Consider the following 15,622-nt stretch of genomic DNA (forward strand, 5'->3'; position numbering starts at 1 on the left):
CGTAGCATTAATGCCAAACAGGCGCTGCCCAAAGGGTTCTTCCTAGGGGCTACTTACTCTTTGTTGCTCGGTTTTTACTTAGCCCACTAGGTTACAAATCTCGCGCCGCGATTAAATAGCCCCTAGTTTGAACAAATTTTAATCCGCAAAGATCAACAGACCCTAAAGTTTATAGCTTAAACCTCTCGCCTGTTTTTAATATTTACCTTTTTTAGTAATTGACCTTTTGGTCAGTAAAGCTACAATCAATCAATACGTTAAACACGCAAACTCTATAATGACCACACAAATAAAGCCAAATAAAAAAGAAGTGACACGCGAGAAAAACCAAAAACTAATTTTAGATGCCGCCGAGCAATTGTTTTCGCAATTAGGTTACGACGGAGCAAGTATGAGCATGGTTGCTAAAGAAGCGCAGGTGCCAAAAGCTAATATTTTGTATTACTTTAAAAGTAAGGATGGTCTGTACGAGTCTGTGATCGACCGCATAATAGCTAATTGGAACTTAGGGCTTGATAACGTCACAATTAACGACGATCCAGCTACCGTGCTTTATAACTATATTAAAAGCAAAGTAATACTCGCCGTAAATCAGCCAATGCAATCTCGCTTATTTGCCAGTGAAATACTGCGCGGTGCACCTTATTTGCAAAACTACTTTAGAACCAATACCCGCCCTTGGGTTAAACAAAAGGTTGATGTACTTCAAGCATGGATGGACGCAGATAAAATGGATAAGGTTGACCCCTACCATTTGCTCTTTACTATTTGGTCTACCACGCAATATTACGCCGACTTTCAGGCTGAGGTTTTACTCGTAATGAACAAATTAGAGTACGACGAAACCGATGTGGCACAAATTACGCAATCAATTGCCCACATAATTTTAAAAGGTATTGGTCTTAAAATACCTGAGCAAAGTGAGACTTAACCCATGACATCCTTTACTACACCCGATTTGTTTGACGATCATCGCGATAACGTGCAAGTAGCAGACAGCGGCCTTTATCACTTTGGTAAAAAAACCACGTTTTATGGCAAAGTAGTTACCGTTACCTGCCCAGAAGACAACTCTTTTGCCGCCGATATATTGCATGAAAATGGTGAAGGTAAAGTATTAGTTATAAACGGGTTTGCGAGCAAACGCTTTGCGTTTATAGGCGATATTATGGCTGAGCGTGCCCTAAATAATGGCTGGGAAGGCGTAATAATAAATGGCTGTTGCCGAGATATTGAAATACTTGCCACGATTAACTTACCTGTAATGGCGCTAGGCTCTACACCGCGTAGTACCTTAAAGCGCGGCTTTGGTGATAAAAACCAAGCTGTTACCATACTTAGCACCACTATTGAACCTAACGATTGGGTTTACGCCGATATTAACGGTTTAATCATCAGTAAAACGCCCCTTATTTAGCACTCAAAACCATATAAATAAAGACCAACTTGGTGCATCTGCGCACCAAATTGGTTTGTTTTAGCTCATTTTAATCTCACTATTTCTATAGCCCACATTTACAAATCTCATATAACCCAACAAAACCTGACCAGTTGGACAGGATTTTAATTAATGGCATTCCTCTTGCTTAGGTTTTAAACAATATAATAAGCTAACCGATTAAAAAGCGGATCAGGCTCTGTAAAATAAAAACAAGATGTTACGCAGTGAGCTGAAAAATAATAAAAATTAATCCGTCTTTTTAATCACTCTAAATCTGAACTGCTTGGTCAGATTTTTTATAACGAGTGGTGATATGAGTACCAAAAATAATAATACGACCGGTATTTTTTGTGACCATGGTCCTACCCTGTGGCAAACAAACCAATCTGGTCTACTTGCAAACAATCGCTTAGCTGTAAAAGATGTATTTGCAGTAAAGGGCGAGCGTAACAGCGCAGGCAACCCACACTGGTTTAAAACAGCTAAACCGGCTCAAAATACGGCAAGCTCGGTTAATAAGCTCATGACCGTTGGTTGTAACTTTATAGGCTTTACCCATACTGATGAACTGGCTTATAGCTTAGAGGGTAATAATATACATTATGGCGCTGCGCAAAATCCTAAATTAAAAGGGCATGCTTGCGGTGGTTCGAGTATGGGGTCTGCGGCTGCAGTTGCTGCAAACTTAGCTGATATTGGCTTAGGCACCGACACTGGCGGCTCAATTAGAATACCCGCCAGCTATTGTGGTTTATATGGCATAAGGCCAAGCCATAACGTGATTGAAAAAGACGGCCTAATACCGTTGGCTCCCCCTTTTGATACCATAGGTTGGCTTACCCAAAGCGCCGAGCTATTAAGCGATGTAGGTAATGTACTGCTACCAAATCAAGCTATTAATAACGTTGATACCTTAGTTATTTGTGAGCCGTTATTTGAACTCGTTGACCCTGTTTTACAAGTCCCACTTAAACAATTGCTTGAAAAAATCAAGCCTAATTTTAAGCACCATAAAGAATTTGAACTACCTAACAGCAGCTTATTAAGCGAACTGGCGGATAGTTTTAGAGTACTGCAAGGGCGAGCAATCGCAAAAACGCATAAAGATTGGCTTCAATTGCCGGGGCAACTTCCCCAGTTTGCTCCAGCAATTGCGGCACGTTTTAATATGGCGCTTGCCCTAACTGATCAAGAAGAACAAGAAGCACTAAAAGTACAAACCCAATGGCAAACACTAATAGCTAAAAACCTAAATACAAACAGCTGTTTATTTTTGCCAACCACACCTACAACCGCACCTAAATTAGGCGCCGACACAAGCGCCTTACGCATGCAAATTATTACGCTTTCTGCAATTGCAGGGCTTAGTGGCTCAGCGCAAGTGCATTTACCGCTGGCTGATTTAGCAAATGATCATCCGTATGGTTTTTCATTAATGATGAGCCACGGTAACGATAAAAGCCTACTTGCTTGCGTTAAGCACCTAGCTGCACACTTTAAACAAGGCACAACGGCATGACCACACACAACATTGCATTTACCGCGTCTCATTTTTCGGCCACTGAGGCGGGTATAAATATACTAAAACAAGGCGGTACAGCTACCGAGGCTATGGTAGCGGCTGCCGCTGCGATTAGCGTCGTATATCCACATATGAACTCAATTGGTGGCGACAGCTTTTGGCTTATCGATAACCCAAATCAAAAAACGCCCACAGCTATTGACGCCTGCGGCCGCGCAGCAACTAATACAACGGCATATAACACGCTCACGCAAATACCAGAGCGCGGCGGATTAAGTGCACTTACTCAAGCGGGCACAATACGCGGCTGGCAAAAAGCGCTTGAACTAGATGAGCATGCAGCACTACCACTGTCAAAAATTTTAGCACCTGCTATTGAACTTGCGCGCGAGGGTTTTACCGTTACAAAAAGCTTGCAAGCAGGCTGCGAAAAGCTAGCCGCTGCTAACAATACCAATGAGGCGTTTAAAAACCTCTACATACCGAATGGCAAGCCCTTACAAGCAGGTCAACATTTTAAAAACCCTAAACTTGCAGCAACGTTTGAATACCTAGCAAAGTATGGTTTAAACGCATTTTATGAAGGCGCACTTGCCAACTCATTTGCCGCCGACTTAGCAAAAGCAGGCAGCTCAATCACCGCAGGTGACATTGCAAATACTAAAGCCGAGGTCGTTACTGCGCTAAATGCAAACCTCAGTGGTATTAATTGCTACAACTTACCCGCGCCAACACAAGGCGTGCATTCACTACAAATAATTGGTGCCGTAAATAAGTTAAAGCATTTAGCTAAAACCGATGCCGACTGGACACATTTAATTGTTGAGGCAACTAAGCAAAGCTTTACCCATCGCCCTACCCTTTGGGCTGACCCTGATGTGTTAGGGGGCGATTATAAAAACGCACTAACCGATAATCGCCTAAGCGAACTTGCTAACAATATTGATATGGCCAAAGCCAAAAAATGGCTATTTAACGCAGAGCCTGGCGATACAGTGTGGATGGCTGCAAGAGATAAAAACGGGCAATTAGTCAGCTTTATTCAAAGTATTTACTGGGAATTTGGCAGCGGCATATTAATGAGCGAAGGCGGCTTTGTGTGGAATAACCGAGGTTTAAGCTTTAGTTTAAACAATGAAGATATTGATGCGAGTAACAATACCAACGCCATTGCGCCAAATAAAAAGCCGGCTCATACGCTTAACCCTGCAATGGCAAAATTTAACGATGGTCGTCGACTTGCTTACGGAACAATGGGCGGAGAAGGGCAGCCACAAACCCAAGCCGCTGTTTTTGCAGGCTACGCATGGCGAAATAAATCAATAAAACAAGCGATTAGCGACCCTCGTTGGTTACTTGGACGTACATGGGGCGATACAAGTACAAATTTAAAAATTGAAAAAGAGTTAGTTTTTCATATAGAACATGAATTAAATCAACGTGACCACGATTGGGTAAGCGTTGATAATAATAACGAAATGATGGGGCACGCTGGGGCGATTTTAGATACACCTACAAGCCTTGAAGCTGCAACAGATCCTCGTTCAGATGGACGTGCAACAGTAACTACAGCAGGAACACAATGTCAGAAATAATAAACCAATGGCCAATAGTAGCGGCCTTAATAGCAACCGGTATTTTTGCCGGAATTTTAGCAGGACTTTTTGGTGTAGGCGGCGGTATTGTTATCGTCCCTGTGCTGTATTTTTTACTGCAAGGTTTTGGCGTAAGCCCAGAGTCGGCAATGATGATAGCCACCGCTACATCACTTGCAACCATAGTACCTACTTCGCTTTCATCTATTCGCTCGCATCATAGCAAAGGGAATATTGACCTTGCGCTAATAAAATACTGGGCACCATTTATTTTAGTTATGGCCGTTGTAGGCAGCTACTTAGCGCACTCAATACGCGGTAATGCACTGGTACTTATGTTTACCTGTATTGCTATTTTAGTCAGTTTAAACATGCTATTTAGAGCCGGCGCACCCGCGCTTGTAAAACAACTGCCAGGAAAATTTGGTCAAGGCGTTATGGCAAGTATTGTAGGTGGTTTGTCGGTAATGATTGGCATAGGTGGCGGTACTATTGGCGTACCTATGCTAAACGCATTTAATGTACGCGCCCATGTTGCAGTAGGTACTGCGGCCGTTTTTGGTTTATTGATTGCACTACCTGGCGTTATTACCTTATTAAGTATTGGCACAACGCCAACCGATGCTCCCCTAGGTACGTGGGGGTTGGTTAACCTCCCTGCCTTTTTTCTTATTATTCCGCTGACTATTTTATTTGCGCCTATTGGCGTAAAAATTGGTAGCAAGCTGGATCAAAAACAACTAAAACGCGCCTTTGCCGTTGTATTAATGATAACCGGCATACGCATGCTTATTCAGACTCTGGGAGCCTAAAATATGTTTAATAACACGCAAGTTCAAACCTTAAACCCACCACAGCGTTTATTAATGGGACCAGGCCCTATTAATGCCGATCCTCGTGTTTTACGTGCTATGTCGGCGCAACTTATAGGTCAATACGACCCAGTAATGACCGGTTTTATGAACGAAACCATGGCACGTTACCGCGAAATTTTTAAAACCAAAAACGAATGGACCATGCTAATAGATGGCACATCGCGCGCAGGGATTGAAGCCGTATTATGCTCAATTTTACGCCCAGGCGATAAAGTACTAGTACCAATTATGGGGCGCTTTGGCCACCTACTTGCTGAAATAGCAGAACGCGTTGGCGCAAAGGTGCACACAATAGAAGTACCGTGGGGCGAAGTGTTTACGCCAGAGCAAATCGAAAAAGCCATTGTTGATGTAAAACCCCATGTACTTGCTATGGTACAGGGCGATACATCCACCACCATGAACCAACCTCTTGAGCATATTGGCGATATTTGCCAAAAGCACGATGTACTATTTTACTGCGATGCCACCGCATCGATTGTAGGTAACGATTTACCCGCTGATGAATGGAAACTCGATGCACTTTCTGTTGGTCTGCAAAAGTGTTTAGGCGGACCTTCTGGGTCTGCGCCATTAACGCTTAGCGATAAATGCGCCGAGTGGATCCAAAAACGCAAAAAGGTAGAAGCAGGCATTCGCACAGCCGATCATACCGACGGCACAGAGCCCTTTGTGCGCTCTAACTATTTTGATTTAGGTATGATCATGAATTACTGGGGAGAGGAGCGCCTCAACCATCATACCGAAGCCACCAGCATGCTGTATTGCGCCTCAGAATGCGCCCGCATAGTAATTGAAGAAGGCGTGGATAACTGCGTAGCGCGCCACAAATTACATGGCGATGCCATGCTAACAGGCATTCAAGCGCTCGGCTTAAATGTATTTGGTGATTTAACACATAAAATGAACAACGTACTGGGTGTGTATATACCCGAGGGCATTAATGCCGATCACGTACGCGGACAAATGCTAACCGATTTTGGAATAGAAATTGGCACCTCATTTGGACCACTGCATGGCAAAATTTGGCGTATTGGCACCATGGGTTACAACGCCCGTAAAGATGCTGTATTACAAACACTTGCCAGCCTAGATGCCTGCTTACATGCCAACGGTTACAAAGGCCCTAAAGGCGAAGCCGCCATTGCCGCCCTTGCTCACTATAAATAAAAAAGGATTTAGCATGACGATTGAATGCCCACAACACAGCCCTTTATTAGATAAAGAACTTGCTGATGAATACGCAACACGCGCTTTATCTCGCTGTAAAACTCTCAGCGCACTATCGCAAATGCAAGGTGGCATTCACCGTGTGTACTTATCAAAAGAGCACAAAGAGTGTAACGCCGTTACTGCATCGTGGATGGTTGAGGCAGGCATGCAATCGTGGCAAGACGAAGTGGGCAACCTTTGGGGGCGGCTTAAATCATCAAACCCACATGCTAAACGTTTAATTATAGGGTCGCACCTCGACACCGTACCAAACGCAGGTGCATTTGATGGTATTTTAGGTGTACTACTGGGGATAGAAATTGCCGCGCTTGCACATAAGTTAAAGCTCGACCTGCCCTTTCATTTAGATATAGTGGGCTTTTGCGATGAAGAAGGCACCCGCTTTGCCACAACTTTAATTGGCTCAAAAGCACTCGCTAACGAATTTGACCCACAGTGGCTAAACATTGAAGACACAAACGGCATAACTATGCGCCAAGCCATGCTCGACTTTGGCTTAAATCCCAACAACTACGCAAAAGCCGCACTAAATAAAAGCGAATTACTAGGTTACTGGGAAACTCATATAGAGCAAGGTCCGGTGCTCGAATCGGTTAATCAGGCGTTAGGCGTTGTAACGGCTATTGCAGGGGCAAAACGCGCCATGCTTACCCTAACAGGCCAAAGCGGTCATGCGGGTACAACCCCAATGAACTTGAGGCAGGATTCACTAGCAGGCTGCGCTGAATTAGTAACCGAAATTGAAAAACTAGCAAACAATGCTAAAAATGGCGAAGTTGCCACCGTAGGGCAAATACAGTCTCGCCCTGGGGCTACAAACGTGATTGCAGGCAAAACAACCATAAGCCTAGACGCACGTGCACAAAGCGACACCGATCTCGCTAACTTACTAAGCGCCATACAAAGCAGCGCACAATCTATAGCAAGCAAACGCAATTTAATGCTTGATTGGCAATGGACGCATGCCGCCGATGCCGTAGCGTGCGATATTCAAATTCAGCATTTATTTACCAGCGCATGTAAACTCAACAACCAAGCATCGCCTTCACTTGCCTCAGGCGCAGGGCACGATGCAATGGCAATCGCTCCAATTTGCCCCGTTGGCATGTTATTTATACGCAGCCCTGGCGGTATAAGCCATCACCCAGCAGAGGCTGTTATCGACAAAGATGTAACAAAGGCACTCAGTGTAATGTACAGCGCGCTTTTACTTTACGTGAAAGAGTGTGAGTGATTTTAAGGGAATCGAGTAAACCAAGTATATTAACTTGGTATGCTTAGGGGCTTAAACCTCCTCAAAGTCATTTGGAGGTTATTACTGAAGGCAGGTAAATGCAGGAAAACGCAGGAATACACGTTATTTAAAGTAGCTTTATCGAGCTGCCCTTTGCTCTTTTAGGCTAAGGCGTTTATGTGAGCTATATACATGTTGAATGTTTGTACCATTGACCAAATATGCATCCATTTCAACGGTAATTAAACCCGATAATGGCTTGATTTCGAGAACACCCAACTCACCTAAATTTGTAGATAGTAAAGTATTATTCCTAAAAGCGAACAAAGTCTTGTCAGTATCTCGTAAGTCACCATTCACATATAATTTAGCACCACTAAACCAAGAGTTAATTATTTTAACTTTGATTGACTTAACGGTAAATTCAAAGGGTTTTCTCATCAGATCTCCATACCCAGAAAATGTAATTATTATACTTTATGTTCTTATGTGTTTGGCGCACAAACACTTTCTTTTAATACCCGCTTAGTCGATGCTGGGTAATTTTTTAGTGCAGCCAAAGGGCGAATTGGTCGCTGAACCAAATTACCTGAGCAGTTTGGGCACACGTTATTTAACAGCGTTTGAGCACAGCCAGAACAAAACGTGCATTCAAATGAACAAATAAAAGCCTCACTGGACTCTGCAGGTAGATTCTTATCACAACATTCACAATTAGGTCTTAAATCTAGCATTTAGCGCTCCTTTTTATCCACCCAATGCTGAGTAAATATCTATTACCTTTTATAACTTTTGATACCTGATGCTCACTTACATCAGGGCGGAATAGCTTAACCCGCTTTGTTTCAAATATCGGATTACTACAAATAAACTCACCACCCAAATCTGCTTTTTTAAGCACTATATTCAATCGATAGTGTTTACCAGATTCAACTTTGTCTGTGTGTGGTGCTATTTCACTTCCTTGTGGGAATTTAAGCAAATATGTATCAAATTTAATTGGCCACGTAGCACCACAAATCAACATTTTATCGTAGCCTGATTTTTGTCGGCCTCGCTCCCAACAAAATAATTTACTCAAAAAAAACATACAATCCCTCGAAACAGCTAACAAGCTGCAGGTTAACTCGTTTTTTATTTTTATTGATAAACAAACCATAGCCGAGTTCATATTTTGATTCAATCGTTTACTGTATTCTACGTGGGATATAAAAGAGAGTTTTAATGGTGTTTTGATAGGCGTTTTAAAAGACATTATGGTGGCTATAATTGACAGAAAATCAAAATATAGCCACCCGTTTTACTTTAATGCTTATTTAAGGTCTTATTTAATCGTTACCTTTGCATCACTTACCCATGTCTCAGTTATAGCTTCATCATTTTTATCAACTAAATACGCGCGTATGTTCACCGGATTATTGTTAGCTTGTTTGTAGTCAAACGCTAATCGCCATTGGTTTGTACCAACTACCGGATAAACCCCAATAGGCTCTAGTATTTCACCGTTGCTGGCTTCAACAATCGGCTTTATACCACTTTTGTTATCTAAGCCTTTAAACACTGGGCCTTCAAAATCAATCACCATCTTGTTAACACCTTCAGGGATTGGCTGGCCGGGAATCCCGCCTAAGCCTTGTCGAGTATTTACAACGCTTGCAAGGTTTTTTGATTTTGGATCGAGTGAACGCCATTCAATATCATAAGAAAAGGTAAACTCATCACCTTTGCGCGCCTCTTTTTCGGGCACCCAGTAGGCAACAATGTTGTCAAACGTTTCATCTTTTGTTGGAATCTCTATTAACTGAACTGCGCCTTTGCCCCAATCGCCAGTAGGTTTAATCCACGCTGATGAACGCTTATTGTAAAATACGCCGTCGTCCTGGTAGTTATTAAAGTCACGGTCTCTTTGGATTAAACCAAACCCTTTTGGGTTCTCATCAATAAAACTATTGGTCGACACCGACTGAGGGTTATTTAATGGGCGCCAAACGTATTGACCCGATCCTGTGTGAATCGCTAGGCCATCGCTGTCGTGAATTTCAGGGCGCCAATCTTTAGCTTCTGTTTTATCTTTTTGTGAGTACCAATACATACTGGTTAACGGTGCTACGCCTAAACGCTCAACATCAGCGCGCATATACAAATTTGCCGTTACAGAAGTAATATGGCCTTTGGCTTCTTTGTTATCTTTGCTTAAACCAAATCGATAAGCACCAGTGATAGAAGGCCCTTCAAGCAATGCCCAAACAGACACACTTTCACCTTTTTTCTCTGCGGGACCAATCCAAAATGCAGAAAAGCGCGGAAACTCTTCTGGTTGATTCATACCCGTATTAATTGCAATACCTCGAGCCGACAGTCCATATTGCCCCTCTGGCCCGTCGGTACGAAAATAAGACGCGCCTAAAAAAGATATCCAATCTGGTTTCATATCTGGGCGCATTATTCTAAAACCTGCAAATCCAAACCCTTCTGGGAGATCGTGAGCTGGGCTGTCAGCCGGCATATCAAACAGTTCATTACTAAATGGTACATCTTGTGCGTGCTTTTTATTGTCTCTAATGTAAATACTTACAGGCTCTGGAAAATATCGGCCAGGGTAAAATAATTGTACAGGTGCCTTTTTTCCACTTGGGTATAAGGTTTCATCTTCTTTAAAGCGTATTTTCCAATGTTCGTCATACGTAATTTTATCGATTAACTCCGGCGCTGGCACCTTAGTTGGCATATAGGGCTTTTCGGCTGAAGCTTTTGCTAGGGCTTTTAAGTCTTCGAATGAAAACTCCGTTTTATCTACTGCTTCTGTCGCGTAAGACGACATCGAAGTGCTAAAAATAATTGCGATAAATAACTTTAATTTCATAAAAAGAATGTCCAATAAATTGAGTCAAATAAAAATGGGAACGCTGCACGAACGTATGTTTAACTTAAAGTTCTGTATGGATATTACGTGACGTAATATGAACTAGCGTTTACTAAAGTATTGTTATTTGACTCTTAGTTAATTTGTTTTTAGGGCGGTGCGTTTGATGATGTCGTTGAAGTGAAAATAAGTGGGGATAGCGCAATTTATTATTAGATCGCTGGTATTCAAATGGATAAGGGTTGTATTTAGGTGGTGGAAAACGAAGAGGCTCACCACTTTTAAAACTTGCAATTAATGGCTGAATTTTACTTGGCCCTCACTTCAGGGCATGTTTTGAAGTTAATTTTTCAATGGCATCTTTAGCTTCTTTCAAACTTACACCATGAACAGATCTATAATATTTTATTGCTCTAACTTTATGACCTGATTTTAAAGCAACAATAACATCACCTTCTGTTATGCTGCCATGCTTAGGTATTGAGTTACCAAATATTAATATAAATAAAACTGCAATAACCGCTAAAACACCCCAAATATATTCAATTTCCATAAATATCCTCGATGTTCGAAAAATAACGAGCCTATGGATTATCTCGTTTTTTATTTGTTTTTATTCATAATCAAACCATAGGTGAGTTCCTATTTTATTTGTAATAATATTCACCAAGAGCAAAATGTATTTTTATCTTATTTTAATTATTCTTATTGACTACTGATTAAATAGCCTTTCGCATTTTATTTAAGAACTCGTAGCATGCTTTATACAACAGTATTTCCATGTCTTCGTTATGGTACAAAGGACCCCAACGAAAAAAGCCTCTTAAGCTAAATTTTTTAGCTATGAATTCGCGCCACGTAACAGATTTAGAAACGCTGAACGTTTTAATCGTCTTATTGTGTTTAATATTATACAAGCGCGATACTAACTTAACTTTTGGTCGCCAAAATAGCGGAATAACAGCTGTATCAAAATCTATAGTGAATGCATCACCACCATGCAAAGTAACTATAACAACATCTAAACCAATATCTGACTTTTTAGGCTCTTTAATAGACGAAATGCTGTGAAGACAAAAAATATCTTCAAGCTTCTTGTGCATATGATCTTGTAGTGAATCGCCCGTTATATAAAAAAACGACTCTATTTTAGAAAAGTGGCTGTTATTAACTACAGCTAACGACCCCAAATAAATATTAGGCTTTTCAGCGCTAAACCAATCGAATAGCAAATTTAAATTCCTTTTTTACTTATGCCGAATAAATAGGCCGTAAGGTTGTTATCTAAGGTTAGGATGAAGGAGCAAAAACCAGCTTTTTTTGTTCTGCTTTACGGTTTATTTATTTACGCTCAACTCTTTTACGACGTAATTGAATACCAAGTAATGTCCCTAATAAAACAGCAACAACATGCAGAAAAGCTGGAATTAAATATATCAGAGGATCCATTGATATTTCTAATAAAATGTATAGTAAGGCACCGACACTTAGATCAATAAACCAATAAACCGCCGCAACTAAAAATGCTTGTTTATACGGACTCACTGTTTGCTTATAGCCTAGGTAACAATAAACGATTAAAGAGGTTACAAATCCGAGGACGTAATAAGTAAAAGTTAATGAGGTACTTTGAGTCATTTCATCAAAGCCAACAATCTTTGTTGCTATTGTTGATAAAGCAACTAGCAATAAATACAAGCCTACTGAAAAGAGTACAATCCTAGAATATTTCACGATAATCCTTTAGCAATACAACGATGCTGTAGAATAGCTCTAACAGCCAGATTCAATTAATTAGTTTCTTTAATCTTAACGAGCCTGTAGATTAACTCGTTTTTTATTTTTTTGATAAACAAACCATAGCTGAGTTCCTATTTTGGTTCAATCGTTACTGTATTTCACGTGGAATATAAAAAGAGGACTAGGTGTTGTTTTAATTGACGTTTTGAAAGGTATTACTGGAAATTTAGTGTGCTAACTGTTTGTTATTATCCTAACTTGGCGTATTTCAGAGTACTCGGAATGAATTAACCCAAAGCATTTAAGATCGTGAAACTGATTTTTCCAGTAACCACTTTGACGCCTTATACCTTCCTCTTTGAACCCAACTTTTAAAAGGAGTGACTCAGATGCAGAGTTTCCAAGAACAGTATCGCCTTGAATACGATTAAGTTTACCGCAAGATAAGTCACCTGAAAATGCGGCTTTAACTATTCGATGAACTGCTTCAGTGGAAAAACCCTTACCCCAATATTTAGGCAGTAAATCATATCCAATAACAGCGTTTTTCATTTTAGGACTCCAAGTATTAAAGCCGCAAGTACCTATAAGTTGATTTGTTTCTTTTAGGCGAATAGCCCAACGAATACCTGAGTTTTCTTTAAAACGAGCGTTAAAAAACTCAATTAAATGGCTGGCTTATGACAGTTCAGTAAACGCCTCTAAATCATAATATTCTACAACTGAACTGTCCGAGAACAACTCAAACAAACTATTTGAATCTTCTTTTGATAATTGATCTAACCTTAAGCGATTTGTCTCTAAAGTTGGAAATGACAACCTAAATCCTCCGTGAAATATAACAAGCCTGTAGATTAACTCGTTTTTTAATTTTTTATTGATAAACAAACCATAGCTGAGTTCCTATTTTGGTTCAATCGGTTACTTCACTTCACGTGGAATATAATAAGAGGACTAGGTGTTGTTTTAATTGATGTTTTGGAGGGTATTACTGGATAATTTAGTGTGAGTGTCTTTTTACTCTTTCTTTCATTTCAGCTCAGCTTTTTGCGTGATTTATTTTTATAAAACCCACTTAAAAATCTGATTTAATTGGTAACTTCCACAACAGAAAGGGTGATGTCATCATAACTGTTCATTGTAGCTATTTTGATTTTGTAACCATTATAGAGATAATCGCTCGAAAGTTTAGAACGTAAAATACACCAACTAAAAAAACAGATGAAACCATAAAAAATGCTTTAGCATACTCAAGTGACCATGAAAATAAAAAGTACAAAATTGCAGTGCCAAACACCATCCCTAATACATTGTATAAAGGATAAATAAGTAAATATTGTAATAATGATGCTGATTTCATATTCATGGCTTATAACGAGCCTGTAGATTAACTCGTTTTTTTATTTGTTTTTATTGATAAACAAACCATAGCTGAGTTCCTATTTTGGTTCAATCTATTACTGTATTTCACGTGGAATATAAAAAATTGTTAGCTGTTGTTTTAATTGGCGTTTTGGAAGGTATTACTGGAAATTTAGTATGGTTGTCTTTTTTACTCTTTCTTTTCATCGGCTAGTCGCGGCAGGAAAACCTAAAAAAGTGGCTATTATTGCCTGTATAAGAAAGCTTATAGTGATCATAAATTGTATGGTGAAGAATGGTGTCATGTGGGTTCCTAAAATGGTTTGAAATTAGAAATTGACACCATCGTCACTTGTTATGATAATTTTTCCATAAGCAATAAAAACTGATCAGATAACTCTCTTCGTGAAATACTTTCCGAAGCAGAGATGCTCCAGCTCGTCCCAAGTACAGTATCTATAACAGGGTATGCATATGTATACCCATCCGGATTTTTCCTAGCTGGTTCAAACTTTGCTAGAGGAACACGCAACCGTTCAAATTTATGCTTAAGTATCCGAATTTCTTCTTTAAATGGTACTAAATCAACATCATCTCCACTATCCGAAAACTGAGACAAGGTTCTTATAATCTCATATGCACCTAGTACCCATAGATAAGATTGAGCTAAATGAGGGCCTAAATCCCCCATAAAAGCAGATGGTTTTCCATTAACAATATTTTTATCTTCCACAACTAACTGTGCATCAATTAATGCGATACCTTGATATGGAACTATCATAAGTTTATGAATACGATCTAATGTGTTTTGGCACTTTATCCATTTGTTTTTTCTGACTAAATCCGTACTTTTCTGAATGTCTAGAAGCTGTTTAAGCTCATTATTACTAAGATCCATAATTTACTCCGCAATTATCATAACAGCTTATTGACAACACTCTGGGGGTTATAACACCCAAAATGGCGTATATTACATTGTTTAATAATTCCACTAAATAACTTTAATGTAAACAAGTGATTAGGCATGTTATAAAAAGGTCTTTGTTATTTTTCACCAAAACGATTTTTAATGATGTTATCGGACTATATTAAAATAGCTATTTATATAAACAGTTGGTTCTGTCAGTTAGCTTTATTTATGTAGTTACCTTTACAACCATAAGTAACAAACGGACGGATACTAAGCGCTAGTTAAGGCTTATTGAGGCTTACTTATACTGGTTTAGCATTGCTATACGCTTTAATAGTTGGCGTTTAGCCTTATCTGGTGGAAAAACTCGATTATAAAACAGAGGAAAAAGTAATAGGAAGATTTTGGCTTTATGTATTTAGCGCGTAATTAGCTAAAGCATTGGTTAGATAAGCGAGCCATAAACATATTGATTGATACAGACTCGCTAGAGATATTTATGATAAAAACGAATGAGTGAGGTGTTTACTTTACATCAAAGTTCACGTGGTCAAAGTATGGATTTTTCTCACGCGCTTTAAGTACGCTGATTGTAGTTAGCACAATGAGTTGCAACTCGCTATTTACGCTAACAACTATGCATTCGTCTCTATTAGCATTGCGCTTTGTGTCAGTTGCTACGCCACATACACCATCACCATTTTTTAATATAAGCTCAATGCTTAAATGGTGCATACAAGCAATTTCGATGTAGTCGTATTGGTTGCAACTAATCATAACGTCCTCTTTATTTAGCCGGTTTAAAAACCATTAAAAAAGCAATAACAACAAGGTTGGCTATATACCC

The 15,622-nt window shown here is 39.9% G+C and carries 16 protein-coding genes and 2 pseudogenes; 8 read left to right on the plus strand and 10 right to left on the minus strand.

Going from position 1 to position 15,622, the window contains the following annotated elements; translation table 11 throughout:
- Positions 1–277 precede the first annotated feature (277 nt).
- The 7 genes from P20495_RS19385 to P20495_RS19355 all read left to right on the plus strand — a co-directional run bounded on the left by P20495_RS19385 (position 278) and on the right by P20495_RS19355 (position 7,900).
- On the plus strand, positions 278–931 hold the full coding sequence (locus P20495_RS19385) for a TetR/AcrR family transcriptional regulator (RefSeq protein ID WP_004334664.1): 654 nt from the start codon (positions 278–280) through the stop codon (positions 929–931).
- Between the two features lie 3 nt (positions 932–934).
- The gene (locus P20495_RS19380) at positions 935–1,417 is read left to right on the plus strand and encodes a putative 4-hydroxy-4-methyl-2-oxoglutarate aldolase (protein ID WP_008133464.1); all 483 of its coding nucleotides are present in this window, start codon (positions 935–937) and stop codon (positions 1,415–1,417) included.
- A gap of 337 nt (positions 1,418–1,754) precedes the next feature.
- Positions 1,755–2,960: an amidase family protein gene (locus tag P20495_RS19375; RefSeq protein WP_008133466.1), complete on the plus strand. Its 1,206-nt coding sequence runs from the start codon at positions 1,755–1,757 to the stop codon at positions 2,958–2,960.
- On the plus strand, positions 2,957–4,558 hold the full coding sequence (locus tag P20495_RS19370) for a gamma-glutamyltransferase family protein (protein ID WP_008133468.1): 1,602 nt from the start codon (positions 2,957–2,959) through the stop codon (positions 4,556–4,558). Before P20495_RS19375 ends, P20495_RS19370 begins: the two co-directional genes overlap by 4 nt.
- Positions 4,546–5,370: a sulfite exporter TauE/SafE family protein gene (locus tag P20495_RS19365; protein WP_008133469.1), complete on the plus strand. Its 825-nt coding sequence runs from the start codon at positions 4,546–4,548 to the stop codon at positions 5,368–5,370. Before P20495_RS19370 ends, P20495_RS19365 begins: the two co-directional genes overlap by 13 nt.
- Positions 5,371–5,373: 3 nt before the next feature.
- The gene (locus P20495_RS19360) at positions 5,374–6,603 is read left to right on the plus strand and encodes an alanine--glyoxylate aminotransferase family protein (RefSeq protein WP_008133471.1); all 1,230 of its coding nucleotides are present in this window, start codon (positions 5,374–5,376) and stop codon (positions 6,601–6,603) included.
- Positions 6,604–6,616: 13 nt separating this feature from the next.
- Positions 6,617–7,900, plus strand: coding sequence for an allantoate amidohydrolase (locus tag P20495_RS19355; protein WP_008133474.1), 1,284 nt, complete (start codon positions 6,617–6,619; stop codon positions 7,898–7,900).
- Between the two features lie 138 nt (positions 7,901–8,038).
- Here the strand turns inward: P20495_RS19355 and P20495_RS19350 are convergent, their stop codons facing one another.
- The 8 genes and pseudogenes from P20495_RS19350 to P20495_RS19935 all read right to left on the minus strand — a co-directional run bounded on the left by P20495_RS19350 (position 8,039) and on the right by P20495_RS19935 (position 13,322).
- Complete coding sequence (locus P20495_RS19350; protein WP_008133476.1) at positions 8,039–8,341, minus strand: hypothetical protein; 303 nt, start codon at positions 8,339–8,341, stop codon at positions 8,039–8,041.
- Positions 8,342–8,385: 44 nt separating this feature from the next.
- Positions 8,386–8,634 carry a DUF1272 domain-containing protein gene (locus P20495_RS19345; RefSeq protein ID WP_008133477.1) on the minus strand — a complete coding sequence of 83 codons (249 nt, stop codon included), beginning with the start codon at positions 8,632–8,634 and terminating at the stop codon, positions 8,386–8,388.
- Positions 8,628–8,990: a 2OG-Fe(II) oxygenase gene (locus P20495_RS19930; protein ID WP_033014843.1), complete on the minus strand. Its 363-nt coding sequence runs from the start codon at positions 8,988–8,990 to the stop codon at positions 8,628–8,630. The genes P20495_RS19345 and P20495_RS19930 overlap by 7 nt, the downstream gene beginning before the upstream one ends.
- 234 nt (positions 8,991–9,224) lie before the next feature.
- Positions 9,225–10,763, minus strand: a complete 1,539-nt coding sequence (locus P20495_RS19340; RefSeq protein WP_008133480.1) for a glucan biosynthesis protein — start codon at positions 10,761–10,763, stop codon at positions 9,225–9,227.
- Positions 10,764–11,082: 319 nt separating this feature from the next.
- A complete protein-coding gene (locus P20495_RS19335; RefSeq protein WP_008133481.1) occupies positions 11,083–11,316 on the minus strand; it encodes a ribosomal protein L7/L12 in 234 nt (77 codons plus the stop codon).
- Positions 11,317–11,482: 166 nt separating this feature from the next.
- Positions 11,483–11,995 (minus strand): hypothetical protein, encoded by a 513-nt coding sequence (locus P20495_RS19330; protein WP_008133482.1) that lies wholly within the window; start codon positions 11,993–11,995, stop codon positions 11,483–11,485.
- A 109-nt stretch (positions 11,996–12,104) separates the two neighbouring features.
- Positions 12,105–12,497, minus strand: coding sequence for a hypothetical protein (locus P20495_RS19325; protein ID WP_242401449.1), 393 nt, complete (start codon positions 12,495–12,497; stop codon positions 12,105–12,107).
- Positions 12,498–12,737: 240 nt separating this feature from the next.
- Positions 12,738–13,322: pseudogene (locus P20495_RS19935) on the minus strand (GNAT family N-acetyltransferase).
- A gap of 747 nt (positions 13,323–14,069) precedes the next feature.
- Here P20495_RS19935 and P20495_RS21865 point away from each other — a divergent pair.
- Positions 14,070–14,192 (plus strand): annotated as a pseudogene (locus tag P20495_RS21865) (IS110 family transposase); the annotation flags it as partial.
- 28 nt (positions 14,193–14,220) lie between these two features.
- On the opposite strand, the gene P20495_RS21245 reads toward P20495_RS21865, so the two are convergent.
- Both P20495_RS21245 and P20495_RS19315 read right to left on the minus strand, forming a co-directional pair.
- Complete coding sequence (locus P20495_RS21245; RefSeq protein WP_008133486.1) at positions 14,221–14,763, minus strand: hypothetical protein; 543 nt, start codon at positions 14,761–14,763, stop codon at positions 14,221–14,223.
- A 537-nt stretch (positions 14,764–15,300) separates the two neighbouring features.
- A complete protein-coding gene (locus P20495_RS19315) occupies positions 15,301–15,552 on the minus strand; it encodes a Rho-binding antiterminator (protein ID WP_008133487.1) in 252 nt (83 codons plus the stop codon).
- Positions 15,553–15,622: the final 70 nt, after the last annotated feature.

It is taken from the genome of Pseudoalteromonas sp. BSi20495 (assembly GCF_000241185.1).
In the GTDB taxonomy this organism is placed as follows: Bacteria; Pseudomonadota; Gammaproteobacteria; order Enterobacterales; family Alteromonadaceae; genus Pseudoalteromonas; species Pseudoalteromonas fuliginea.

Excerpts from the sequence above, each read along its gene's own strand:
- P20495_RS19350 (WP_008133476.1), bottom strand. The coding sequence starts at position 8,341 with ATGAGAAAACCCTTTGAATTTACCGTTAAGTCAATCAAAGTTAAAATA.
- P20495_RS19355 (WP_008133474.1), top strand. The coding sequence starts at position 6,617 with ATGACGATTGAATGCCCACAACACAGCCCTTTATTAGATAAAGAACTT.
- P20495_RS19365 (WP_008133469.1), top strand. The coding sequence starts at position 4,546 with ATGTCAGAAATAATAAACCAATGGCCAATAGTAGCGGCCTTAATAGCA.
- P20495_RS19360 (WP_008133471.1), top strand. The coding sequence starts at position 5,374 with ATGTTTAATAACACGCAAGTTCAAACCTTAAACCCACCACAGCGTTTA.
- P20495_RS19380 (WP_008133464.1), top strand. The coding sequence starts at position 935 with ATGACATCCTTTACTACACCCGATTTGTTTGACGATCATCGCGATAAC.
- P20495_RS19315 (WP_008133487.1), bottom strand. The coding sequence starts at position 15,552 with ATGATTAGTTGCAACCAATACGACTACATCGAAATTGCTTGTATGCAC.
- P20495_RS19340 (WP_008133480.1), bottom strand. The coding sequence starts at position 10,763 with ATGAAATTAAAGTTATTTATCGCAATTATTTTTAGCACTTCGATGTCG.
- P20495_RS19385 (WP_004334664.1), top strand. The coding sequence starts at position 278 with ATGACCACACAAATAAAGCCAAATAAAAAAGAAGTGACACGCGAGAAA.
- P20495_RS19335 (WP_008133481.1), bottom strand. The coding sequence starts at position 11,316 with ATGGAAATTGAATATATTTGGGGTGTTTTAGCGGTTATTGCAGTTTTA.
- P20495_RS19375 (WP_008133466.1), top strand. The coding sequence starts at position 1,755 with ATGAGTACCAAAAATAATAATACGACCGGTATTTTTTGTGACCATGGT.
- P20495_RS19345 (WP_008133477.1), bottom strand. The coding sequence starts at position 8,634 with ATGCTAGATTTAAGACCTAATTGTGAATGTTGTGATAAGAATCTACCT.
- P20495_RS19930 (WP_033014843.1), bottom strand. The coding sequence starts at position 8,990 with ATGTTTTTTTTGAGTAAATTATTTTGTTGGGAGCGAGGCCGACAAAAA.
- P20495_RS19370 (WP_008133468.1), top strand. The coding sequence starts at position 2,957 with ATGACCACACACAACATTGCATTTACCGCGTCTCATTTTTCGGCCACT.
- P20495_RS21245 (WP_008133486.1), bottom strand. The coding sequence starts at position 14,763 with ATGGATCTTAGTAATAATGAGCTTAAACAGCTTCTAGACATTCAGAAA.